This window comes from Miniphocaeibacter halophilus (assembly GCF_016458825.1).
Lineage (GTDB): Bacteria > Bacillota > Clostridia > Tissierellales > Peptoniphilaceae > Miniphocaeibacter > Miniphocaeibacter halophilus.
Window position 1 is genome coordinate 2,060,026 of the sequence record NZ_CP066744.1, and the last position, 25,951, is coordinate 2,085,976.

Annotated in this window: 26 protein-coding genes; 3 read left to right on the forward strand and 23 right to left on the reverse strand. The window is 26.7% G+C overall.

Features of this window, described 5'->3' with window-relative positions; all coding sequences use genetic code 11:
• Positions 1-11: 11 nt before the first annotated feature.
• The 5 genes from JFY71_RS10275 to JFY71_RS10295 form a co-directional block, all read right to left on the reverse strand.
• Positions 12-1,037 carry a sugar-binding transcriptional regulator gene (locus JFY71_RS10275; protein ID WP_243660695.1) on the reverse strand — a complete coding sequence of 342 codons (1,026 nt, stop codon included), beginning with the start codon at positions 1,035-1,037 and terminating at the stop codon, positions 12-14.
• A 54-nt stretch (positions 1,038-1,091) separates the two neighbouring features.
• The gene (locus tag JFY71_RS10280; protein WP_243660696.1) at positions 1,092-2,603 is read right to left on the reverse strand and encodes an IS1182 family transposase; all 1,512 of its coding nucleotides are present in this window, start codon (positions 2,601-2,603) and stop codon (positions 1,092-1,094) included.
• Positions 2,604-2,690: 87 nt separating this feature from the next.
• The gene (locus tag JFY71_RS10285; protein ID WP_243660697.1) at positions 2,691-3,155 is read right to left on the reverse strand and encodes a tRNA (cytidine(34)-2'-O)-methyltransferase; all 465 of its coding nucleotides are present in this window, start codon (positions 3,153-3,155) and stop codon (positions 2,691-2,693) included.
• A 14-nt stretch (positions 3,156-3,169) separates the two neighbouring features.
• Complete coding sequence (nth, locus tag JFY71_RS10290) at positions 3,170-3,811, reverse strand: endonuclease III (protein WP_243660698.1); 642 nt, start codon at positions 3,809-3,811, stop codon at positions 3,170-3,172.
• Positions 3,812-3,813: 2 nt separating this feature from the next.
• Positions 3,814-4,638, reverse strand: a complete 825-nt coding sequence (locus JFY71_RS10295) for a deoxyribonuclease IV (protein ID WP_243660699.1) — start codon at positions 4,636-4,638, stop codon at positions 3,814-3,816.
• 79 nt (positions 4,639-4,717) lie between these two features.
• Here JFY71_RS10295 and rodA point away from each other — a divergent pair, with 79 nt between their 5' ends.
• Genes rodA through JFY71_RS10310 form a run of 3 tightly spaced genes read left to right on the forward strand, consistent with a single transcriptional unit; the run spans position 4,718 to position 6,801 of the window.
• Complete coding sequence (gene rodA / locus JFY71_RS10300; RefSeq protein WP_243660700.1) at positions 4,718-5,824, forward strand: rod shape-determining protein RodA; 1,107 nt, start codon at positions 4,718-4,720, stop codon at positions 5,822-5,824.
• Positions 5,817-6,329 (forward strand): DNA-3-methyladenine glycosylase, encoded by a 513-nt coding sequence (locus tag JFY71_RS10305; RefSeq protein WP_243660701.1) that lies wholly within the window; start codon positions 5,817-5,819, stop codon positions 6,327-6,329. Before rodA ends, JFY71_RS10305 begins: the two co-directional genes overlap by 8 nt.
• The gene (locus JFY71_RS10310; RefSeq protein WP_243660702.1) at positions 6,322-6,801 is read left to right on the forward strand and encodes an S-ribosylhomocysteine lyase; all 480 of its coding nucleotides are present in this window, start codon (positions 6,322-6,324) and stop codon (positions 6,799-6,801) included. The genes JFY71_RS10305 and JFY71_RS10310 overlap by 8 nt, the downstream gene beginning before the upstream one ends.
• A 14-nt stretch (positions 6,802-6,815) precedes the next feature.
• On the opposite strand, the gene JFY71_RS10315 is transcribed toward JFY71_RS10310, so the two are convergent.
• From JFY71_RS10315 to rseP, 18 genes are all read right to left on the reverse strand, one after another.
• Positions 6,816-7,421: a peptidylprolyl isomerase gene (locus tag JFY71_RS10315; RefSeq protein WP_243660703.1), complete on the reverse strand. Its 606-nt coding sequence runs from the start codon at positions 7,419-7,421 to the stop codon at positions 6,816-6,818.
• On the reverse strand, positions 7,414-8,127 hold the full coding sequence (locus JFY71_RS10320) for a response regulator transcription factor (RefSeq protein ID WP_243660704.1): 714 nt from the start codon (positions 8,125-8,127) through the stop codon (positions 7,414-7,416). Before JFY71_RS10320 ends, JFY71_RS10315 begins: the two co-directional genes overlap by 8 nt.
• A 21-nt stretch (positions 8,128-8,148) precedes the next feature.
• Complete coding sequence (gene selD, locus JFY71_RS10325; protein WP_263457733.1) at positions 8,149-9,153, reverse strand: selenide, water dikinase SelD; 1,005 nt, start codon at positions 9,151-9,153, stop codon at positions 8,149-8,151.
• Positions 9,154-9,190: 37 nt separating this feature from the next.
• Entirely contained in the window at positions 9,191-9,769 is a 579-nt protein-coding gene (locus JFY71_RS10330) for a helix-hairpin-helix domain-containing protein (protein ID WP_243660706.1), read from the reverse strand.
• A 78-nt stretch (positions 9,770-9,847) separates the two neighbouring features.
• Positions 9,848-11,371: a C40 family peptidase gene (locus JFY71_RS10335; protein WP_243660707.1), complete on the reverse strand. Its 1,524-nt coding sequence runs from the start codon at positions 11,369-11,371 to the stop codon at positions 9,848-9,850.
• A 279-nt stretch (positions 11,372-11,650) separates the two neighbouring features.
• The gene (locus JFY71_RS10340; RefSeq protein ID WP_243660708.1) at positions 11,651-13,000 is read right to left on the reverse strand and encodes a L,D-transpeptidase family protein; all 1,350 of its coding nucleotides are present in this window, start codon (positions 12,998-13,000) and stop codon (positions 11,651-11,653) included.
• Between the two features lie 11 nt (positions 13,001-13,011).
• Entirely contained in the window at positions 13,012-13,824 is an 813-nt protein-coding gene (locus JFY71_RS10345) for a pyruvate, water dikinase regulatory protein (protein ID WP_243660709.1), read from the reverse strand.
• The gene (locus JFY71_RS10350; RefSeq protein WP_243660710.1) at positions 13,817-15,349 is read right to left on the reverse strand and encodes a glycine--tRNA ligase subunit beta; all 1,533 of its coding nucleotides are present in this window, start codon (positions 15,347-15,349) and stop codon (positions 13,817-13,819) included. Before JFY71_RS10350 ends, JFY71_RS10345 begins: the two co-directional genes overlap by 8 nt.
• Complete coding sequence (gene recO / locus JFY71_RS10355; protein ID WP_243660711.1) at positions 15,339-16,094, reverse strand: DNA repair protein RecO; 756 nt, start codon at positions 16,092-16,094, stop codon at positions 15,339-15,341. Before recO ends, JFY71_RS10350 begins: the two co-directional genes overlap by 11 nt.
• Positions 16,094-16,978 carry a GTPase Era gene (era, locus tag JFY71_RS10360; RefSeq protein ID WP_243660712.1) on the reverse strand — a complete coding sequence of 295 codons (885 nt, stop codon included), beginning with the start codon at positions 16,976-16,978 and terminating at the stop codon, positions 16,094-16,096. Before era ends, recO begins: the two co-directional genes overlap by 1 nt.
• Positions 16,979-16,980: 2 nt before the next feature.
• On the reverse strand, positions 16,981-17,376 hold the full coding sequence (gene cdd / locus JFY71_RS10365) for a cytidine deaminase (protein ID WP_243660713.1): 396 nt from the start codon (positions 17,374-17,376) through the stop codon (positions 16,981-16,983).
• Between the two features lie 2 nt (positions 17,377-17,378).
• Positions 17,379-18,107, reverse strand: a complete 729-nt coding sequence (locus JFY71_RS10370) for a diacylglycerol kinase (RefSeq protein WP_243660714.1) — start codon at positions 18,105-18,107, stop codon at positions 17,379-17,381.
• Entirely contained in the window at positions 18,097-18,558 is a 462-nt protein-coding gene (gene ybeY / locus JFY71_RS10375) for an rRNA maturation RNase YbeY (protein ID WP_243660715.1), read from the reverse strand. The genes JFY71_RS10370 and ybeY overlap by 11 nt, the downstream gene beginning before the upstream one ends.
• Positions 18,539-19,525: a PhoH family protein gene (locus tag JFY71_RS10380; protein WP_243660716.1), complete on the reverse strand. Its 987-nt coding sequence runs from the start codon at positions 19,523-19,525 to the stop codon at positions 18,539-18,541. The genes ybeY and JFY71_RS10380 overlap by 20 nt, the downstream gene beginning before the upstream one ends.
• 86 nt (positions 19,526-19,611) lie before the next feature.
• Positions 19,612-23,049, reverse strand: a complete 3,438-nt coding sequence (locus tag JFY71_RS10385) for a PolC-type DNA polymerase III (protein WP_243662167.1) — start codon at positions 23,047-23,049, stop codon at positions 19,612-19,614.
• A gap of 16 nt (positions 23,050-23,065) precedes the next feature.
• Positions 23,066-23,863, reverse strand: a complete 798-nt coding sequence (locus tag JFY71_RS10390; protein WP_243660717.1) for a hypothetical protein — start codon at positions 23,861-23,863, stop codon at positions 23,066-23,068.
• A 9-nt stretch (positions 23,864-23,872) separates the two neighbouring features.
• Entirely contained in the window at positions 23,873-24,925 is a 1,053-nt protein-coding gene (gene ispG / locus JFY71_RS10395; protein ID WP_243660718.1) for a flavodoxin-dependent (E)-4-hydroxy-3-methylbut-2-enyl-diphosphate synthase, read from the reverse strand.
• A gap of 9 nt (positions 24,926-24,934) precedes the next feature.
• Positions 24,935-25,939, reverse strand: coding sequence for an RIP metalloprotease RseP (gene rseP / locus JFY71_RS10400; protein ID WP_243660719.1), 1,005 nt, complete (start codon positions 25,937-25,939; stop codon positions 24,935-24,937).
• Positions 25,940-25,951: the final 12 nt, after the last annotated feature.

Here is a 25,951-nt window from a genome sequence, read left to right on the forward strand (position 1 = left end):
TCCTTAAATTTTTAGATATCGCTATCTTTTAATTCAATTATTTTCTTTGCACATTCTTCAGTAATAATTAAAGTAATATCTTTTCTTACTTCAGAAATTGCAATTATCGCCTTTTCTTTTTCATCATCGCCAGCTATGGCAATAACATCTTTGACATTTAAAAACTGCTCCAAACTTATACCTATTGATTTTGATTTCAATACTATGTTTCCATTTATATCGAAATAATTTCCAAAAGCTTCAGCAACTGCATTATTTTCAATTAAGAGTTCCTTTTCATCTTCTGACAATAATCGACGATTTGCCATTTTTAAAGCATCTCCAATGCCAAATACCAATAAATCTAAATGATTAATTAAATCTAAAGTTTTTTGTACTTCTGGTAATTTAGAAATATCCTTTAAATTGTCTAAGTCAAAATCATCTGGTAAATAAAAATTTGCATATTTCGAATTAAGTTTTTCAGCTAGTTTTACAGCTAAAATATTAGCTTGATTTTTTACTGATCCCATCAAGCTTCCTCTAACTGGTACTACTACAATATTGGAAAAACTTTTATTTGTTTGTATATTTTCAATGGTTTGTCCAATAGTTGATCCACCAGTTATACCAATTATCATATTATTTTTTATGTTTTTTAAAAAATAATTACTTGAAACCTTAGCTAGTTCAAGTCTGCCGTTTGATTCATATATACTACCATTAGAAATAATAACTTTTTTTATCCCAAGTAAATTTTTTATTTTATTACTTAATTCTTCATGACTATATAAATGCTTTATAAAATCATTAGCTTCTTCAAGTACGGCAATACCTTCTTTTGTAATATTCATACCCACTTGTTCTATTATTATTAAATTCATTTGAAAAAGCTTTTCAGTTTCATTTCTAATTAGCCTTTCATTTAAATTTAAAATATTAGATAATTTTCTTCTACCTATATTATTATTCATTTTTATTTCATTTAGAATATTATATCGCTGTAGCATCTTTTCCTTATAATCTGGATATAGAATATCTATTATATTTTTATTCATAGGCACCACTCTTTTTGTCCCTGTTGGGACAATATCGTTTATATATAGATAATACTACAATTTGGAAATAATTGCAATAAAAAAGCCAAGAAATTTATCTTGGCTCAGATTGAAGACAAAAGGCATTTTAGAATTTATCAATAATCTAAAATGCCTTTTTAAAATTCTGAAATTTGAAATATTTTTCAAATCTTCAAATAAAACATGTAATTCGGAAGAATTCTTATACCTTTTCCATATGATTTTTGCCAACTTCTTTAAATTCATGCACCCAAATAAGAGGTATAGTTCATTTTTAACTCTTTCTAAACCCCTATGTAATGTGTATCGCATCCCATGTAATTCTTTTGCATCAGCGAAAACTCTCTCTATTGTTTCTTTCCTTCTTCCATATTTTTCTTTAAATCCTTTAGTATGTCTAATATCTTCGCATTTTTCTATGTATTCTTCCCAGATATGACGAGTTACTACTTTTTGATTATTCTTACTTTCTGTACAATTTTTGACATATTTACAGTTTTTACAATCGTTAGGATTACTTTTATATTCTTGATATCCATTTCTATTGGTTGTACTATATTTTAATATTTTGTTATTTGGACATATATAACAATCATAATATTCATCATAAACATATTCATATTTTTTATAGAACCCTTTTTTTGTCATTGGTCTTTTATATGGTAATAATGGTATTTTATCATTATCAAGTATTTGTTTTGCTATTGCCGGTGTTTTATATCCTGCATCAATTGCTATGTATTTATTACTTTTATATTTATTCTTTATTCTCTCATATAATATAGGAAATACTGTTGAATCATGTTTATTTCCTGAGGTTACTTCAAAATCAAGTATTATTCCATAATCATTACACGCTGTATTTGATAAATATGCAAATACTTTTTTATGCTCTCCTTTATGAAATATTCCACAATCTGGGTCATTTTTACTTACTGTTATTTCTTTTGTTTTGATTTCTTCGTTTTTTTTTAATGGTTTTTTATTATGATTTTTTCTATCTTCATTTATTTCTTTTTCTAATATGTCTTGGTAATATTTAACAGATTCTTCTACTTCTATGGTTTCTTTATTATGTATATTTGCATTTGCCTTTATATGAGTTCCATCTATGTATATATTTTCTTCTGTAAGTAATCCACATTTAGCTATTTCATTTAAAATTCTGAAAAATATTTGTTCAAAAATATCTGTTCCTTTAAATCGTCTTTGATAATTTTTACTAAAGGTTGAGAAATGTGGTATTTTCTCAGTTAATCCATATCCTAAGTACCATCTATATGCTGCATTAACTTCTATTTCTTTTATTGTTTGTCGCATAGACCTAATTCCAAATGTATATTGGATAATATTTAATTTTATTAAAACAACAGGATCTATACTTTCGGCTCCTGTTTTAGAATAAAGATCTTTTACTAAATCGTAGATAAAGCTTAAATCAATAACTTGATCCAGTTTTCTTACCAAATGATCTTGTGGAACTAATGAATCTAAACTTAATATCTCTATTTGTGTTTTACTTATCTTGTCTTTTTTACCCATCATTTTTATCACCCTATATTATTTTTACCCATTTTAAAAGGCTGCTGACAATTTCATTGTCAACAGCCTGAGCCAAGAAATTTATCTTGGCTAAATTAAATCTAAAAAATTATTTTGTTTTAAAGCTTCAAATAAAATAATACTTACACTATTAGATAAATTTAAAGATCTCTTTAAATCTTTTATCATAGGTATTCTAATACAGTTATTTTTATTTGAATTTAATATTTCTTCTGGGATACCAGCAGATTCTTTTCCAAACATAATAAAATCACCATCTTTAAATTTTACTTCAGAATAGGATTGTTTAGCTTTAGTAGTAGCGTAATATATATTAGGATGATTGTTTTTTTCAAGAAAATCTTCGTAATTATCATATATTTCTAAGTCTACATCTTTCCAATAATCAAGACCAGTTCTTCTTAAAGTTTTATCATCCATTTTAAAATAAAAAGGTCTTATTAGGTGAAGTTTAGAATTTGTTAAAAGACAGGTTCTTCCAATATTGCCTGCATTTGCTGGTTTTTCAGGTTCTAATAGAACTATATTAAACATAATATCTCCTAAAATTATTTTTTATTATAATATAAACAGTAATCTCTAACATTACATATTTCACAAGAAGGATTACGAGCCTTACAGACTCTTCGACCATGAAAGATTAAGATATGATGACTTTTACTCCATCTATCCTTCTTTATTCTCCTACGTAATTGTTTCTCAGTTTTCTCAACATTATCTGCATTTGCAATTCCTATTCTATTTGATACTCTGAAAACATGTGTATCTACAGCTATACTAGGAATGTTAAAAGCATTTGAAAGTACAACATTTGCTGTTTTTCTTCCCACTCCCGGTAGTTCAGTTAATTTTTCCATAGTATTAGGAACTTTTGAATTATAATTTTCAATTAAAATTCTGGAAGTGCTTAAAATATTTGCACTTTTTGTTTTATAAAATCCACAACTTTTAATTAGCTTTCCTAATTCATCAGTAGACAGTGTAACCATTTTTTCTGGTGTATTATATTTTTTAAACAAAACAGCCGTTGTTTTGTTTACTTGAACATCTGTACATTGAGCAGATAAAATTGTTGCAATTAATAATTCATATGGTGTCGAAAAGTTTAATTCTGCTTTTGCATCAGGATAATCCTTTTCTAAAATATTTAATACTTCTTCTATTTCTACTATTTTTAAATGTTTACTCATATCTATTCCTTTAAACTATATAATAATTCTATTTCTTTTTTATAGCCATTTAAATCATTTGGAGTTTCTAATATTATGGGAATATTAGAAAAATACTCATAATTAATAAAATTTTTAAATGTTTCAATTCCTAATGATCCTAGGCCTATATTTTCGTGTCTATCCTTATGTGAATTAAATTCGGTTTTACTATCATTAAAGTGTAAAATTTTAATTTTATCTATGCCTATTATTTTATCGAATTCTTCCATAACATTTAGGAAATCATTCTTTATATCATAACCAGCACTATAAATATGGCAGGTATCCATACAAACACCAACTTTTTTATAATTTAGATTGTCTATAATATATTTTAACTGAAGAAAGTTATGCCCCAATTCAGTACCTTTTCCAGACATTGTTTCCAAACAAAGATTAAAATCATATGCTTCATTTAATATAGAATTTAATCCCTTAATAATTAAATCTAATCCGACAGTTTCACCTTGTCCAACATGAGATCCGGGATGAAACACATAATTACCTATTCTTAATTTCTTTATTCTTTTAAAATCATCTTTCATTAATTCAATACTATTATTTATAACAGAATCTTTATTTGAAGCTAGATTCATAGTATATGAACCATGGCATACTACAGGACCAAAGTTATACTTATTAATTTTTTCATTGAATTTAGAAATTTCACTATTTTCTAGATTTCTAGCTTTGGATCCTCTTGGATTTCTTGGAAAAAACTGAAAAGTATTTGCTTTATATTTTATTGATTCATTAATTGCATAATGAAATCCTTTAGTAGTTGAAATATGAAACCCTATTTTCATAAAATTTACCCCTAAATTATTATAGCATAAAGTTAGTTAATAATATTTCATCTATGATATAATAATCGAAGGTGATAAGATGTTTAATTTGCGAAAAAAGAATTTAGGAAAATTAGATAAAAAACTAGTTTTAATACTATTAACTTTACTAGTTTATGGTTTAATTGTTTTATTTAGTGCAACTAAAAGTTTAGGTAGTAAAACTATTTTTGCACAAGTTGTAGCTACTATTTTAGGATTAATAGCAATTATATTTATATTGTTAATAGATACAGATTTTTTAAAACAAAATTATAAGGTTATTTATATAGCTAGTATAGCTTTACTAGTGTTGGTTTTAATTATAGGTACAGGTAGAGAACAATGGGGTTCTAATAGTTGGATTGTACTAGGACCAATAAGATTTCAGCCAGCTGAAATTGTAAAAATTGGTTTTATTATATCTTTTTCTAGAATTATAGAAATTAATATTAAAACTATTAATCATCCTAAAACATTGTTAAAAGTTTTAATTTTCGCCTTAATACCAGTAATTTTAATTTTACTACAGCCAGATGCGGGTACGGCTATGGTTTTCATATTTATAATTGCAGTAATGTTATTTGCAGCAGGAGTAAAAATGAAATACTTTTTTATGGCTTTAGGATTAGGTATAGCTTCTTTACCATTTATTTATTTATCCTTAGAAGATTTTCAAAAAAAGAGAATTTTAACTTTTTTAAATCCCGAACATGATACATCAGATTCAAGTTACCAAGCAATACAAGGGAAAATTGCTATAGGTTCAGGAAAGTTTTTTGGCAAGGGATTTTTAAAAGGAACGCAAAGTCAATTTAATTTTATACCAGAAAAACAAACAGATTATATATTTCCTGTTTTAGTAGAAGAGTTTGGTTTTTTAGGTGGAGGAATACTTATAGCTTTGTATGGTGGACTATTATATAGATTCGTAGTTCTTGCTAAAAATAGTAATCAAATCTTTTCTAAATTGGTTATTATGGGACTTTCAGCTATGTTTTTATTCCATATATTTGAAAACATAGGAATGACATTGGGAATTATGCCTGTTACAGGTATACCATTACCATTCTTTAGTTATGGAGGAACTTTTCAATTAATAAATTTAATTTCTGTAGGAATAATTCTTTCAGTTTCAATTCAAAAAGAGGCCTTGTCCTTTGAATAAATTAAATTATGACTTTTTTAATAGAGATATTTTAATTGTAGCTGAGGAACTAATTGGTAAAAATTTAGTTTATAAAAACAATAAATATATTGTTTCTGAACTGGAGATTTATAGAGGAGAAGAAGATACTGCTTGTCATGCAAGTAGAGGTATAACAAAAAGAACAGAAGTATTATATGATAAGGCAGGAACTATATATGTATATCTTTGTTACGGGATTCATAACATGCTTAATATAGTTACTGGAAAAGAAGGTCAACCTCAAGCAATATTAATACGAGGTCTTGATAACATATATGGGCCAGGAAAAATAACTAAACAATTAGGTATAGATAGAAGCTTAAATAAAAAAACTGTTTTTAATAGTGATTTATATTTTGAAGAAAATACAAGGAAATTCTTATTTCATAGAAATAAGCGTATAGGAATTAATTACGCTGATGAAATAGATAAAAATCGATTATGGAATTTTAAAATAGAAGAAAAGGAATTGAATTATGGATAAAATTGATAGTTTTAAAGTAGATCATTTAAATTTATTACCAGGTATTTATGTATCTAGGAAAGACTTTATCAATGGGAGTTGTTTGACTACATTTGATATTAGAATAACCAGACCTAATTTTGAACCTGTAATGAATACAGCTGAAATTCATACAATTGAACATTTAGGAGCTACTTTCCTACGAAATAATAATGAATATAAGAATAAGGTTATATATTTTGGGCCAATGGGATGTCGAACAGGATTCTATTTGATTTTAGTTGGGGATTATAAATCTAAGGATATTGTAGAACTTTTAAAAGATATGTTTGATTTTATTGCTAATTATAAGGACGAAATACCGGGAGCGACAGCTAAAGACTGTGGAAACTACTTAGATATGAATTTACCTATGGCAAGATATATAAGTAAAAAATTTATAGATGATATTTTAAATAACTTAAATGAAAAAAACCTAAACTACCCTGAATAAGGCAGTTTAGGTTTTTATAATATTTCTATATCATTTATTTTAATCTCTTCAATAGGTTTGTCATTAATGCCAACTCTAGTAGTCGCTATTTCGTCTACTATATCCATTCCACTGTAAACATGTCCAAAAACAGTATGTTTAAAATCTAGCCAGAAAGTTCCTCCGAATTTTTCATATGCATCAATAATATTTTCCGGATATCCGTTTTCTTCCCCCATTTCCCTCATTTGTTCAATAAATTTAGGTTCAGTATTATTTTTTTGCACTATAAAAAATTGACTTCCATTAGTATTAGGTCCTGCATTAGCCATAGACAATGCACCTCTAAAGTTTCTATAATATAAATCAAATTCATCTTTAAATGGTTTATTCCAAATACTGTTTCCACCCATTCCTGTTCCTTCAGGATCACCTGTTTGAATCATAAAATCATTAATTACTCTATGAAAAATAACATTGTCATAATATCCATTTTTAGCAAGAGTAAGAAAATTTTCTACAGCTAGTGGAGCAATATTGGGGAATAATTTTACTTTAATAGTACCTTTTGTTGTATTTATATTTGCTAATACATCTGATTTTTTTAATTCGTCAAATTGATGTAATGTAATTTTAATCACCTTCTTCTAAGTTTCCATAATAGTAGCCCTTACCCCATTTAGTTTTAATAATTAGGCCATCATTATCAAAAATCTTTTCCCTTAATCTTTTAATATGAACATCAACAGTACGTAGATGTCCTTCATAATTTTCATCCCAAATTTCTTTTGCCAAATCTATTCTAGAATAGACTTTACCAGAATTTGAAACTAAAATATATAAAAGATCAAACTCTTTGCCGGTTAAATCAATGTCTTCACCTTTAAGAGTTACTTTTCTTCCAACAATATTGAATTCAAAATCATCAAAAACTATTATATTTTCCTTTTCTTGATCTACAATAGTTTCATCTTGTGACTTTGACACTCTTCTTATTATAGCTCTAATACGAGCCTTTAACTCTAAAATATTAAAAGGATATACAATATAGTCATCTGCCCCGTATTCTAAAGCCAACACCTTTTGTATGTCATCATTGACATCTGTAACAAAAATAGTTGGAATATCCCTTATATCGTTTAATTTCTTCTTTAAATCCAATCCGGTACCATCACTGTAGTTCATATCTAGTAAAATAATATCATATTCGAAATTATTTACTTTATCAATAGACTCTGCAATAGTACTAGTGGTTGTAATAATATAATTGGGATCATCAGAAAAATTATATAGTATTTCATTTTTATACTTTGATTCTGGAAACGATAATAATACATTAAGTTCCATTTTACACCTCAACTATATATATTATACTAAATATATATACTTTTCTTTTAAACTCTCTACATCTCCAATAATTTCTGAAATAATGTTGTTTTCTTTTAATTCATTATTTAACGCAATAGCCTCTTCTTTAGGTAAACTAAACAATAATCCACCAGAAGTTTGTGGATCAAAAATAATATCAGTAAAGTCATTTTCTATTTTATATGAAATATTTTCACCTACGAAATATTTATTATTATAAGTACCAGCAGGAATTAAACCAAGATTAAAAAATTCTTTAGCTCCTTCAATAATTGGAATATTATTAAAGTGTAAATTTATACTACAATTACTTCCCTTTGCCATTTCATATAAATGTCCCGCTAATCCAAAACCAGTAATATCGGTACAACTATTTATATTATAGTTCTCTGCTACTATTTTAGCATATTTATTTAAAGTTGCCATTGTTTCTATTGCTTGTAATTCTATTTTTTTATCGGTTATACCGCCTTTAATAGCTGTATTAATAACTCCAGTACCTATAGGTTTTGTTAATATTAAATAATCACCAGCCTTACAATTTGAATTAGTCCAGATTTTATCAGGGTGAACGAATCCAGAAACTGATAGTCCATATTTAGGCTCATCATCTTGAACAGTATGTCCACCAGCTAAAATACAATTAGCTTCATTAACTTTTTCAAATCCACCTTTTAAAATTTCAGATAACACACTTGGATCTAAACAATTAGGAAAACAAACTATATTCATAGCTATTTTAGGATCTCCCCCCATTGCATAAACATCTGAAAGAGAATTTGCAGCAGCAATTCTTCCATAATGGAAAGGATCGTCAACAATAGGTGTGAAAAAATCTAAAGTTTGAATTAATGCTAAATCATCATTAATTTTATAAACTGCAGCATCATCAGAAGTTTCCAATCCTACAATTAAATTTTCATCAGTATTTTTTGGTAAATTACACAAAACTTGTGAAAGGACATCAGGTCCGAATTTTGCTGCTCAACCAGAAGTTTTTTGCATAATTGGTCATTTTTATTTTTTTATCCATTTTCTCTCCTTAATAAACAGAAATTAAATCTTTCAACCCTTCAAATATTTTTTCGCCAATTCCGGATATATTCATAAGGTCTTCTATCTTTTTAAAACTATTTTCTTCTCTATATTTTAAAATAGCATCTGCTCTAGTTTCTCCAATACCTGGCAATAACATTAATTCTTCTCTAGAAGCAGAATTTATATTAATAAGTTGAAATTCAGTTTTTTCCTTGTAATTATTTTCTACTTGGTTTTCATTAGTATTTTTAGTCGGTATAAAAATTTTCATCTCATCTTCTAATTTTTGAGCTAAATTTATATTTTTCAAATCGGCATTATCAGTAATACCACCGGCTTTTGAAATAGCATCATTAACTCTATCCTTATTAGTAAATTCGTAAAGTCCAGGGTTGAATACTTCACCATCTACATGTACAAAAATACCTTCAGCTTTAGAAGTAGTATCAGTCATAACTATATTGTCATTCTTTATTTCCTTAAAATCGACCTTAGAATTTTTTTTACTTGAGATAAAACCGTATATTGCAAAAATAATAACAAGAAAACCAATAATGATTTTATCTTTATTAATATTTTTCATAGCATCCTCTTTATTTATCATAGCATTAAAATATATTTTTTGCTATAAAAAAAGCACCCCAACGGGTGCTTGAAATTTTTAATCGATTATTCTTCTTGCTGTAATAAAGTTATTAACATAGTAGTTAGAATTTATATCGTCTACTTTAACTCCAGTTTCTGGAGTAGAAGCATGTACCATTTTTCCATTTCCAACATAAAGTCCAACATGACTTATATTCTTTCCTCCTGAAGTAGCAAAGAACAATAAATCTCCAGGTTTTAAGTTAGACCTTGAAACCTGATAGCCATTTGAAGCCTGAGCTGCAGAGTTTCTATTTAAAGTAATACCTGCATGTGTTTTATAAAGGTAGTATGTCAAACCTGAACAGTCAAAACCTACACTAGGATCTGCTGAACCATATACATATCTATAACCTACAAAACCATATGCACTGTTTACTATTTTATTTATAGTACTAGAATCAGTTTGAACAGATTCGTTAGTATTGGTTTCTGTAGCATTAGTTTCAGTAGTGTTTTCTTCATTATTTATTTCGGTACTTGAAATATATGATTTAGCAATGTAACCAGTTAGTCCGTTATAAGTTATTTTAACCCAACCATTGGATTCAGTACCAGAAACTTTAGTACCCGCAGGTAATACTGTTAATACTTTTGAACTAGTATTACTATTTTCTCTTAAATTTAAAGGACTTTTAACCCAGCCGGTTAATGAATTTTCAGTTTGAACAGATTCGTTAGTATTGGTTTCTGTAGCTGAATCATTTACTGTATTTTCAGGAGCTGGAGTCTCTTCTTTTTCCGGAGCCTTAATTTCTGTATTTGAAATATAGTCCCTAGCAATATATCCTGTTTTATTTTCAAATTCTATTTTAACCCAACCATTGGATTCAGTACCGGAAATTTTAGTACCTACAGTTAAAGTACCTACTATATTCTCAGCATCAATTTTTGCACTAGAACGTACATTTAAATTATGAGATACCCAACCTTCAACAGGTAATTCTATAACTTTTGCTTCATTAGTTTCTATTTTTGGAGTGCTAACTGTTGTGTTTTCATCTGATAATGAACTTTCATCGCTATTAACAACTTCAACTTCAACTTCTGAACTAGATTTATCTTCAGTTTTAGAATCATTATCTACAGTATTTGTATTATCCATAGTTGAATTTGCACTATTGTTTTCTATATTGTTTTCTTTAGAAGTTTCAACTACTTTCTCTCCTGAAAGAGATATATTGTCTTCTTCCACAACGGTTGTTTCTGCTGGTGCTTGTTTTACAGCAGAGTTATCTGTAATGTTTGGAGTTTCTTCTTGTTTAATAGTTTCAGTATTATCTTTTTTAGAAATATCATAAACAGTGTTATCCAATGCTAATTTAATAGTTTCTATATTATCTTTTTTATCGTTTTTGTCATTTTTATTTTCGTCTATTAATTTATCTATATCTTCTTCTTTAAAAGTTGAAATACTTTCTACATAATTTTTAGGCGCTGACTTTAAAACATCACTTAAAGTTTCGTTACCTAAACCAACTACTCCTAAAGCTATTAAAGATACAAAGCCCAGTGATGCACCTAATTTTTTCTTATTCATAATTTAGTATCCTCCCAAGTTAAACACTATAATAAATTCTAATGGACTATAGTTCATAAGTCAATGAAAGTTACAAATTAGTTACAAAAGTATTACAAAAAAGTTAAATTTGAAAATTTTTAAAGAAAATATCACTATGTATATGTATAAATGATAATATGAATAAATAAAAAGTTAAGATGTATATTAATAGATATTTTTAAGAATAATAGTATATTATTTGAATATTACATAAATTTAATATAATAAAAAGGTGATTTACAAATCACCTTTTTAAAATTAATATATTATTACAGGAGTACCTTTTTCGATATTATTATAAAGTGTACTAACTGCTGATAAAGGAGTGTTAATACAACCATGACTACCTGCATTTGTTTTGTATCTCTGTCCTCCAAAATTTCCATTTTGCCAATAAGCATCATGAATTCCTACACCTGTATAATCGATTTGTAACCAATATTGCACCCAACTCTTATATTTAGTACCATCTGAATTATAACCTTGTAAATATCTGTCTCTCTCTTTAATCCAAACATTCCAAACTCCTCTAGGAGTATCATACTTACCATTAGGTTGACCTGTAACTACAGGGGTATCTACGATTACATTTCCATCTTTATAAAAAATCATTCTTTGATCAGCTATGCTAATTTCTACATAGGTATTTCCAATTTCTCCATTATTTGGAGATTTATGAGTATAAACTAAATCAACTACTTCAGAATCTCCTTCAGATAGTGCATTAAAAATAGCATCTGTACTTTTTTCTAAATTAATTTGTATCCCATAATTTCCACCTGGAACTGAAACTTCATTACCTGCAAAAGTAGTGAATTTTCTTTCTTTGTTTAAATTATCATACTTGTTTTTTAATTCTGTAACGTAATTTTTAACTTTTTCATAATCCAGTTTAGCTTCATTTTCGTTAATAAAGATTTCCATATCGTCTAGTTTAATTAAGGAATCATCATGTATTTTAATAGAAAGATTTCTACCTATTAATTTATTTAAAAATTCAGCTCTTTCTTCTAAATCTTTTTTTACTACTGTTGGTTTAATATATTCATCCTTTAATGTTATTTCATTAACGGAGTTCAGATAAGAATTTTCAATTGTAGTATACAATTTATCTTTATCTAGAGTATTTCCAACTACCTCTTCTTTAATAATATAATTGTTATTTTCTTTAACTATTTCTGCATTTACAGGTTCTACCATGTTTTTAGTTAATTCAGATTCATTTATCCAAGATTTTAAATTATCTGCATTAACAGATTTTTCTACAGGATTTATATATTCGTGTTTTGAAAATATTTCAAATGGCCATAGAAAAGAATTCTGTTTAACTTCAATTTCATCTTTATAATCTGCAACAAAGTTTAATTCTGTTGGATTTAAAACATATTTTTCATTGTCCTTGTCATAAATTAATATGTCATCTAAGTCTACATTAGTAAACAAAGTGTCAATTTGTTTAAAGGGAATTTTTACTTCATTTAAATAAGTGTTGGGATAGGTGTATTTTGAAAAAACATATATTCCTGCCAAATATACTAAAACGAGTAAAATCAATATAGCAATAAATATTTTTTTAAATACACTTTTCTTTTTTACTTCTTCTGTCATTACTTCTCCTATTAATTAATATTGTCCTTTTGATCTATCATTGTAATAATATCAGATGTTGTTTCTTCAATGGTTTTAGTAGTTACATCTATAACTCTACAACCAATTTTTTCATATAGCTCTAAAGCAAAATTCAATTCATTTAATATTCTATTTTCAGATGAATATTCTCCACCTGATACTATTCCCATAGATTTTAATCTTTCATTTCTTATTTCATTTAATTTATCTTTATTAATTATAAGTCCTATTATTTTTTTTGGATCTACTTGAAACAATTCCTCAGGAGGATTAATTTCAGGTACTAAGGGAATATTACATACTTTGTAGTTTTTAAAAGCTAAATTAAGGGATAATGGAGTTTTTGAAGTTCTGGATATTCCAATTAAAACTATATCAGCTAATTTAATTCCCCTTGGATCTTTACCATCATCATATTTCATAGCAAAATCAAGTGCTTCAATTTTTGCAAAATAATCTTCACTTAATGTTCTTGTTAATCCTACTTCACGTTTAGCTTTTTGGTTAAAGAATTTTTCAGCTGCCGTTAAAGGAACTTCAAATAAATCTACAACTGTATAATTTTTTTCTAAAGCTTTTTCTTTTAAATATTTTAAGATGTCTTCTCTTATAATAGTTGAATAAATTAAATTTTCACCTGTTAGTTCATTAAACATTTCATCAATTTCTTCATTAGACAAAATATCAGGATATCTTAAAATATTTACTCCATCTAAGTCAAAATGTACTTTTATAGCATTTGTCATTTGAATAGCAGTTTCGCCAGTGGAATCAGACACTATAATTAAATTTTTACTACTCATCTTCTTCTCCTTTTACTAATATTTCATGTATTTTTGAAATATTATCTGGATATTTTTTTATTAAATTATCAATGGAATTATAATTAAAGTCTTTATTAACCAGTTCCTCTCGAAATTTAGATAAAATAAAACTTTTAATTTCATTTTTAAGGACCTTATAATCCATTACTATATTATTGTATTTTATATAGGTATATATTAAATCATCAATTATAATAGAAAGATTTAAATCCCATTTATTTTCTATAATTATATTAATAACACCACTTGCTTTTCTCCTAATATCAGTAGTTTGATATAGGTTATCTTTTAAATTTAACGTATTATAAATAAACATATTAGCTATTGAATCTAATTTGTCAGCAATACTAAGTATTTTTGCAGAAGTGGTATCAGGCATCTTATCATAATAAAACCTTGGTCTATAGTACATATACATAGCATTTGATACAATATCACTAAATCCACTTTCTTTAGCATATAAATATCCAATAATTCCCTTTAAAGCTGGCATTTCATTTACTATATCTGTAGCCAGATCCAATTTGCATATATCTGCTTCTAATTCGATATTTTTTATAGTATTTTCCCCTACTTTTAAATAGGAACCTAGTATTTTAGCAAAAGATTTTATTCTAAGGGTTTTATCGTATACTGTACCTATTTCTAACGGCAATTTTGTTTTTTTCATTTTATTTAAATAATATTCATAATCAAATTCCATAGTTTTTTCATACTTAGACAAAACTTCCAATATAGTATTAATTATTTCTAAATGAATATTATTTATTTTAATTTCGTTATTAATATTATGTTTTTCTACAGGAAAGATGAAATAAGGCATTAATGCATTCTTTTCATTAACTATTGGAAAAACATTACAAATATCCAATAAAATTGCTATTAATAATTTTTGAGGATATTCTAATAATTTATTATCAAATTTTTTTATAATTGGATATGGCAAATTATATGCATTTATATATTTTTCAATTAAGTAATTTGAATCAAATAATATTCCACCATATTCTTTAGCCATTCGATTGGATTTTGTAATAAAATAATTTCTACGTGCATCATTTTCAAAAATAATATTATTTTTCCTTAAAAGTTCTTTATACCCGTCAATAGAAACCATTTTATAAAATTTTATATTAGAATCTTTTTCATTGGAAATATTAAATTCATTAAAATTTAAAAATAAATCATCTCTCATCCCTTGAATCCATATTATATAATCCTTTAAATAATATGAAATTTCTAAATCTTTTATAGGTATAAATAATTTATTTAAGGAATCTGTAATAATTTTTGAAATAATATCGTTAGAAATATTTGTTTCTTCAGGAATACTAAAAGAGAACAAAATTCTGTTTTTACTATAATTGAACTTTAATTCATCGTATTTAATATTATTTATCTCAAAATTTTTATTCAAACTTTCCCTTAAATTTCTAATAACAACATCATATAAATTATATTGTAAATCCTTTATACCTATTTCAATTAAAACTTTATTGTCCATATAAACCTTTCTTATATAAGTTAATAAAACTTAATGAATTAAACTTATTAATTTCGAAAATTTTTTTTATACTATCTATTAAAATCGTTAATAAATACAAATTATCTTCATATTCTACATCAGGAATAAAATCAATTTTAGAATATAATAATTTATTCACTAATGTAATTTGTGAATAATCTAATTCATACATATTATAACCTTTTGTACAATTATTACAAAATAAAACTCCTTCTTGTGAAGAAAAGTAATATTTTTTTGATTTGCTATCACTACAATTTGCACATTTACTAAAGTCTAATTTATATCCAGTATAAGCTAAAAATTTTAATATATAGGCTAATACAAGTAAATAACCGTTATTATCTTTATTTTCTAAATTATCCAATACTTTTAATGTTAAATCATATATTTTATCTTCAATAAAATACATTGGAAAAATTTTTTCTAATAATTCTATAATTACATTTCCATATAGGATTTTTAAACTATTTTTCCTTAATTTATACCGGGTAGAAATAAGTTCATAATCTATTAAATAAGCATATTCCTTTGATATATAAACATTTAAAAAAGCTTCACTGAATATATCTAATTGACTGGCATTATTTAATGAACCTAATTTATTGTCCTTATAAATTAGATCCATTTTGCCAAAGTTTTTAGAAAAAACCTTAATTATTTTATTCTTTTCTTTTATATTAAAGGTATTTAGTACAATAGCTCTTGTTTCATTATTTTGCATTATTTATATCCATATTCTGACAATCTAGAATTGACATTCCTCCAGTCAGGATCAATTTTTACCCAAAGTTTTAAATTTATTTTACTTTCTAGAAAATTTTCAATATCTATTCTAGCATCGGTACCAATTTTTTTAATCATTTTTCCGTTTTTGCCTATAACCATTCCCTTATGAGATTTTTTTTCGACAATTATTGTTGCATATATATCATATATATTCTTTTCTGTTCTGTGTTTTAAGCTGTCAACAACAACATTTATTCCATGTGGAATTTCTTCATTTAAATAAACTAGAGTCTTTTCTCTGATTATTTCAGAAACTATTTTCTTAATAGGTTGGTCAGTAATTTCATCCTCGTCATAATACATAGGACCTTCAGGTAATAGTTCATAGACTGCATCAAAATACTCATCTATATTTTGTCCATTTACTGCAGAAACTGCAATAATTTTTTTAAAAATATTATATTTTTCATATAAAGCAATAATTTTTTCTAGGTTAGCTTCAGTTAATAAATCTATTTTGTTTATAACTAATATAATTGGAGTTTTTATATTTTTTAAAAAATTTAAAATATATTCTTCATTTTCTCCAATAATTGTACTATTGTCAACTATATAAGTTACAATATCAGCATCATTTAAACTATCTTTTGATACTTTCAACATATATTCACCTAATTTATTTTTAGGTTTTTGTATACCTGGAGTATCCAAAAAAATACATTGCATATTTTCAGTTGTATATATCATTTTTATTTTATTTCTTGTAGTCTGAGGTTTATTGGAAATAATTGATAATTTTTCCCCCATTATATAATTCAAAAATGTAGATTTTCCTACATTTGACCTACCTAATACCGTAATAAATCCAGATTTAAACATATTTATCTCCTTAAGTCCTCTGGCCCAAAGCTATAAGGAAGTAGCTCGTCCAAAGTGAAAGTTTTATATTCCATTTTATTATTTGCAACAATTATTTTACATGTATCTTTTGCAAATTCTTTAATTACCTGTCTACATACACCACAAGGATAAGTAAAATCGTTAGTTCCTACAATAACAATTAATTTAATTTTACTTTCTCCTTCACTAATAGCCTTAAATATTGCTGTTCTTTCAGCACAAATAGATGGAGAATAGGCAGCATTCTCTATATTGCATCCAGAATAAATATTATTATTCTCTGTAACAACAGCAGCGCCTACTTTAAAATTAGAATAAGGAGTGTAGGCTTTTTCTCTTGCAGTATAAGCTAATTTTATAAGTTTTTCTATATTCATAATTAAAATCTCACCAACAATTTAAATATAATAGTAGCAACTAAAAATCCTGTAATTCCACCAAATATAACTTCAGATAAACTGTGAATTTTACTTTCTACCCTAGATTCAGCAACTAAAAAAGCTAAAAAATAACTTAAAATTGAAATTAGTGTATTATTTGCTAAAAAAACAATAATAGTTGCCAAACAAAAGGCTAAAGCAGAGTGTCCACTTACAGTACCTCCTTGTAAATGTGTACCCTTTCCTTTATAAAAAGAACTTTTTAATATTAGTGTAATTAAAATTACAATAACCAAGGCTATAAAAGCTAAATGAACAGGAGATTTCTTTATTTTAAATACTCCTATTTCAGTAATTCTTATAATCCTATCATAGAAAATAAAATAACCAACAAACAAAGAGTTTAAAGCTGTTACCAAAACTGCTCCAGCTCCAACATCTTTAGCTATTTTTGCCCTAGGCTCATAATATTCATATATTAAATCCACAATTTTTTCAATAGTCGTATTTAATAATTCTGCTAAAATAACCAAAGTAATAGTAATACATAAAATAGCCATTTCCAATCTTGTAAAATTAAAAAACAAACTTAACAAAGCCACTAAAATTGCCATAAATACATGGCGTTTAAAATTATTTTCATTTTTAAAAGAATAGATTAAACCATCAATGGCATGATTGAAGCTTTCTATTAAATTAGTATTTTTAAAGTCTTTATTATTTTTCATTTTTATATATTCCTATTTTTCTAATAGCTTCTTTTTCCTTATTACGCATTTTTATTGCATCTTCATTTTTAATATGATCATAACCTAGTAAGTGAAACATAGAGTGAATTACTAAGTATATAATTTCCCTTTCTAAACTATGTCCAAACTCTAATGATTGCTCCCTAGCTTTTTCTGTAGAAATAATAATATCCCCTAAAGGAATATTTATATCTTCAATGAAAAAATCTATATCTAAAGGAAAAGATAGTACATCAGTTGGAGTATCAATATTTCTAAATTCTTTATTTATTTTCTTTATTTCTTCATTGTCAACAAATGAAAGAGATATTTCTACATTTATATTATGCTTTTCAATTTCTAGACAGATTAAAATAGCTTTTTTTATATTTGAAATTAAGTTATCAGAAAGTGTTAATTTATCTTGTCTGTTATTTATTAATATTTCCATTCTTATTTTCCTTTAATTCAAATTTCTCGTAAGCATTAATAATTTTTTGTACTAGTGGATGTCTAACTATATCTGTAGATTCAAAGTCCATAAAAGCTATACCATCAATATTACGTAAAATATTACTAGCATTTTTTAGACCGGATTTTTTTCCCCTAGGTAGATCTATTTGGGTAATATCACCTGTAATGATAGCTTTTGAACCATAACCAATCCTAGTTAAAAACATCTTCATCTGTTCATTGGTTGTATTTTGAGCTTCGTCTAATACTACATAAGCATTATCTAAAGTTCTACCCCTCATATAGGCTAAAGGTGCCACTTCAATTAATCCTTTTTCAACTAGTTTCAAGTATTGCTCATAGCCTAATATTTCAAATAGAGCATCATATATAGGTCTTAAATATGGGTCAATTTTTTCTTGCAGATCTCCTGGTAAAAATCCCAAGCTTTCTCCAGCTTCTACAGCTGGTCTAGTAAGAATTATTCTATCTACTTCATTATTTTTAAAAGCTCTAATTGCCATTGCCATAGCCAAATAAGTTTTACCTGTCCCTGCTGGTCCAACTCCAAATACAATGTCATTACTTAAAATATAATCCAAGTATTGTTTTTGTCCTAGAGTTTTTGGTTTAATTGGTTTTCCTCTAGATGTTGTACATATTATATAGTCAAGAAGGGTTTTAGAAATTCCATTTTTGCCCTTTTTAATCATATCAATTAAATATCTAACTTGTTGCTCAGAAATATTTCCATCTTTTTTATATAATTCATATAATTCAATAAGTAAATTATATGTAGCACTGGAATAATTTTTATTACCAATAATCTTAATTCCATTGCCATATAAAGATAATTTTACATTTAATTCTTTTTCTATTAATTTAATTTTTTCCTCTAAGTTATCAAATAGTATGTTGATAAATTCTTGATTTGTAACTTCAAATTCAAATTTAACTTTTTCCATAAATTCTCCTCATTTATATTCTATTCAATTATAGCATAGAAATAGTACACAATTAAATAAAAGATGTTGAAATAACAACATCTTTTTTATAAGAAACTCAATTGGTTAGATTCTGGTAGCCCCTTTAATACACCATGATTTCTTAAAGATTCTACAGCAACTTTATTTATTTTAGTTCTTTTTACTAAATCTTGAATTGAAAGAAATTCATTCTTATTGTATTCGTCATATATTGCAATTGAATGAGCATCTGAAACTCCTTCAAGTCCTCTAAAAGGAGGTTGAATATATCCTTTTTCTAAAACTTTAAATTTTAATTTATCTGAGTTTTGAAAACTTACAGGACTAGCTTTTATTCCTCTACAATACATTTCTTCAGCAACTTCTAATACAGTCAATGTACTATTATCTTTTGCCGTAGCTGAATATCCAAGTTCTTTTATTTCGCTCATTTTTTTCCTAATAGAATCCAATCCTTCAAAAATAATTTGACCTGGATAATCCGCAATTTTAGTTGTAAAGAAAGTTGAATAAAAGGCTTCAGGATAATGAACCTTAAAGTAAGCTATACGATAACTCATTAAAACATAAGCAACTGCATGGGCTTTAGGAAACATATATTCAATTTTTCTACAGGAATCAATATACCATTCAGGTACATCAAACTTTCTCATATAATTTTCTGTTTCTTCATCGAGTAGACGCCCTTTACGAACTGTTTCCATTATTTTAAAGGCTCTTTTGTTCTCCAGTCCCTTCTGTATTAAATAAGTCATTATATCATCTCTTGTACATATAACGTCTTTAAGAGATGCTATATTGTCACGTACTAGATCCTGTGCATTATTAGTCCAAACATTAGTACCGTGGGATAGTCCAGATATTCTAAATAATTCTGAAATAGTTGTTGGTTCGGTTTCAACTAACATTTGCCTAACAAATTTAGTACCGAATTCAGGTATACCTAAAGTTCCTACCGATGTATAATCATAATCCTCAATAAAATTTAAAGCATCATTAGATTTAAAAATACTCATTGTTTCATCATCATCAAAAGGAATAGTTAATGGATCTATTCCTGTAATATCACTAAGCATTTTTATTATTGAAGGAACATCATGGCCAAGTAAATCCAATTTTAATATTCTACCACTAATTGCATTATAGTTGAAGTGAGTAGTAATAATATCTGACTTCATATCGTCTGCAGGATGTTGGACAGGACAAAAATCATATATTTCCTTATCTTGAGGAACAATCATAACTCCTCCTGGATGTTGACCGGAAGTTCTCTTTACACCTACAATTCCCTTTTGCAATCTTTTTAATTCTGCATTTGGTATATTAATTTCATTTTCTTCTATATATTTTTGAATATAGCCATATGCGGTGTTGTCAGCTATAGTACCTATAGTACCAGCCCTAAAAACTTTATCGGAACCAAAAAGTTCTTCTGTATATTTATGAACTACTGGTTGATACTCTCCTGCAAAGTTTAAATCTATATCCGGTTCTTTATCCCCTTCAAATCCCAGAAAGACTTCAAAAGGTATATTGTGCCCATCTTTTATATAATTTGTTCCACAAACAGGACAGATTTTATCAGGTAAATCTATACCTGAACCGATATTTATATCATCAATAAATTCACTATGTTTACATTCTGGACATCTATAATGTGGTAATAGTGGATTAACTTCAGTAATACCTGCCATAGTTGCAGCAAAAGAAGAACCGACAGAACCTCTTGATCCTACTAAATAACCATCATCATTTGACTTCCAGACAAGTTTCTGGGCAATAATATATAAAACTGCATATCCGTTTGAAATAATTGAGTCCAGCTCTTTATCTAAACGAGCTTTAACATACTCAGGTATAGGATCTCCATATAAAGAAATGGCTTTATCATAGGTGATTTTTCTAAGTTCTTGATCAGAGCCTTCTATTACTGGAGGGAATGTACCATCTGGTATAGGTTTAAATTCTCCAATTAAATCCTTTATTAAATTAGTATTTTTTATTACTATTTCCTTAGCTTTTTTCCTACCTAAAAATTCAAAGGAATTTAACATTTCTTCTGTTGTTCTTAAATATAAGGTTGGTTTAATTTCTTTCTCATGTTTTGCAAGGGGTTGAGAGAACTTAACAATATTTCTTAAAATATAATCTTCTGGATAAATGTAGTGTACATCTCCTGTTGCTACTACTGGAATATTATATTTTTCACCAATATTGCATATTTTTTCTATATATTTTTTAACATGATTAATATCTTTAATTTCACCTTCATAAATTAATTTTCCATAATTTTCAGGAGGTTGAACTTCAAGAAAATCAAATTTACTAGCTATTTCTTCAATTATAAAATCAGGATAATCCTTAATAATAGCTTTAAATAATTCACCATTGTGATTCCCACTACCAATTAATAGACCTTCTTTATATTTATCAAAAAGAAATTCAGGTATGCCAGGTGAACGATTAAAATAATTCAAACTTGATTCAGATACTATTTTATAAAGATTTTTTAAACCAGTAAGATTTTCCGCATATATTAATCCATTATAGGCTTCATTTTTATAAATTGGCCATTCCGTATTTAGATTATTAATTTTTTCATCAAATATTATATTTTCTTCTTTAAGTTTTTTTAAAATTTCTAAGAAAATTTCAGCTGTAGCTTGTGCATCGTCACAAGCTCTATGGTGATTTTCTAGAGAAATACTTAAATGTTTTGCTATAATATTTAATTTATGTTTCTTTAATTCAGGAAAGACAGCTCTAGATAATGCCACTGTATCAATATAAGCATTTTTAAATGTAATATTTTGTAATTTACAATTCTCCCTTATAAATCCTATATCAAAATCTGCATTATGGGCAATAAGTGTTGCATTTCCAACAAATTCCATAAATTCAGGAAGTACTTTTTTAATATTAGGTTCATTGTCTACCATATTGTTATTAATTCCTGTTAGTTCGATAATCTTTTCGGGAATAGTAACATTTGGGTTTATTAGCTGATTATATTTTTCAACTATTTCATTGTTTTTTACTTTTACAGCACCAATTTCAATAATTTTGTCATTTATTCTTGAAAAACCTGTAGTTTCAATATCAAAAACAACAAATTCATCATTATTAAATGTACCATAAAAATCTGTAAGAATTCTAAGTTTGTCTTTTAAAAACTTTGCGTCAATACCATATAAAGGTTTAATACAGTTTTCCTTAGCATATTGGTCAACATCCGGATAGGATTGAACTACACCCTTATCGGTTATCCCAACAGCAGTATGTCCCCAATTTTTTAAAAGTTTCATTAAATCCTTTACTTTTACAAAACCATCTAAGGCACTCATTTGTGTAAATAGATGTAACTCAACCCTTTTTTCACTTGAGTTATCAATTTTCTTATTCATTTTATATGGTTCTATACTGTTAACATTAATTACATTTGATTTAGCAAAATTATCATAGGTATATTTACCTTCAACCTTTAAGCAAGATCCAACAGTAATTAAATCTTCGAATTCGCTAAAATTTTTTTGTTGTAAAAAAAGTTTTGCAAGTTACTGTTGAAGTATAATCACTTATATCATATGAGAGTATTACATAGTCATTTTTTTTAGTAACAACTTTATTTAGATCTATTACTTCTCCAGCAACACAAATATAATCCCAATTATCTCCTAAATCTTTTATTGGAGTAATGGAACTATTAATTTTCCTGCCATATCTGTTTTTCTTGTCTACTTTATTATTATTGTTAATATCATTTATATTATTTTTTTGTTCGTTATTTATTTTTGAAACAAATTCTTTACTAACCTTTTTTTCTTTTGATTTCACTATAGAAAGATGTTGTTGAGAAATATCTTCATCTTTTAAAGTATTAATTAGAACATTTGTATATTTGTTGTCAAATTTGTTAACATTTTCTAATAAAGAATTTTCAATTTTATTTTCGGATAACAATTTTTTATATTTTTCTTCACAATATATGTTTATTGATTCCCCTATTAAATATATATCGGATTTATTTATAAATATATTATTATTTTTTAAAAAATTAAAAACTAATTCCTCAATATTTACACTAACACTATTAATTGAATTTTCTTTAAATTCAATTATAATATTTGAAAGATTTGGTAAAATTTCCTTTAAAATATTTTTAATTTCCTTTTTATCCTCAATATTCTCAACTTCTGAAAATAAGAAACTAATTTCGTCCTTTTTTGGATCATAATTAATTTCTAAGATATTAGGATCACAATTTAAACAATTTCTAATTTTTAATTTATCTAATAAAGTATTAAATTTTGATTCCATATTTACCTTCTACTTCATTTTTTCTATTTCTGAAATTAATTCTTCTAATAATTTTTTCTCTTCAACTTTCTTTATAACTTTTCCTTTTTTAAATATTAAGCCTTGACCATTACCGCCTGCTATTCCTATGTCAGCTTCTTTTGCTTCACCAGGTCCATTTACAACGCAGCCCATAATGGCAACAGTTAAGTTTTTATTAATGTTGTTTAAATAATTTTCAGCTTCTTTAACAATACTTATTAAATCAATTTTTGTCCTTGCACATGTTGGACAAGATATTATATTAATGCCCTCTGTTCTAAGTTTTAAAGATTTTAAAATCTCTTTTCCTACCCGAACCTCTTCTTCTGGTGCACTTGTTAGAGAAACTCTAATGGTATCACCTATACCCTGGCTTAATAAACTTCCAATACCAACAGCAGATTTTATTGTCCCAACATAAGAAGGTCCTGCTTCAGTAATTCCTAAATGTAGAGGATAATCCGTTAGTTCAGAAATCTTTTTATATGATTCAATACTCATATTTACATCACTGGATTTTAAAGATAATTTCATATTATAAAAACCTAAGGATTCTATAAAATTCACCTCATCTAAAGCACTATATACTATAGAATCAGAGTTAACACCCTTATATTTATCCAAGTATTTTTGATGTAAGGAACCGGAGTTTACTCCTATTCGTATAGGAACATTATACTCTTCACAACAATGGGTTACTTCTCTAACCCTGTTTTTATTTCCAATATTGCCGGGATTTATTCTTAAACAATCAGCACCATTTTCCACTGCTGCAATTGCTAATCTATAATCAAATTGAATATCAGCAATAAAGGGAATATTGGTTTTACTTTTTATAATAGAAATTGCTTTTGCATCTTCCAAGTCATTAATTGCTGACCTGGAAATATCGCAGCCATTTTTTTCTAATAATAAAATTTGATTTACTGTTGAATCGATGTCTTTTGTTATTGTGTTAGTCATAGATTGAACAGTAATAGGTGATGAACCTCCAACGGGAACATCACCTACAAAAATTTGTTTTGTTAATTTTCTTTTCATTTTTACCTCTTAAAATAAAGTAACTATATCTTTAAAAGCTACTACAACCATAAGTGTTAAAAGTAGTATTAATCCAACAAAATTTAGTAGTCCTTCCTTTTCAGCCGGTAATTTTTTACCGGTTAACATTTCCACAAGTATTAGAACAGCTCGTCCCCCATCTAATGCAGGAAAAGGCATAATGTTAAAAACTCCTAAATTAATAGAAAGCATTGCTAGTAGATTAAAAAAGGTCATTGCACCTCTTTTTGCAGAATCACCAATTAAAACAACAGTACCTACAGGTCCTGCTAAATTATCAAGAGATAATTTACCTGTTATTAATTTATATAGTGCATCTACAATCGCTGTTGAATAGATTTTAAAATCCTTAACTGCACCTGTAATTCCTTGTAATATAGAAACATTATCTGTACTGAAAGCTCTTCCTATTTGAATACCAATAAGATATTGACCACTTTCATCCTTAGAAGGAGTTACTCTAATTTCTTTTTCCTTATTGTTAGATTTAATTAAAATATTCAGTTCTTCTCCATTAGATTCAGATATATACTTTGTAATATCATCTGAGTTTTTTACATTTTTTTCATTGATTTCTAAAATAATATCATTTGCTTTAAGTCCAGCCTTTTCTGCAGGGCTATTCTCCACTATTAATGCTATATTTGGTTGCGCAAACATATTTACAAAAAATAAAATTACGAATCCAAGAATAAAGTTCATTATTACACCAGCTACTATTACAGCTAGTCTTTTACTTGCCTTTGCATTATTAAAGGCTTTCGGATCTTCAGAATCCTCATCTTCGCCTTCAATAGCAACATAGCCACCTAAGGGTAAGGCTCTTAAAGAATATTTAATATTATTTTTTTTCTTTTGAAATAACTTTGGGCCCATTCCTACGGAAAATTCATTTACCTTAATTCCTGATTTTACAGCTACAAGAAAATGTCCTAATTCATGCCAAAAAATCACTATCAAAAATACTGCTATTGCTATTATTATTGTTACCATTTAACCTCCAGA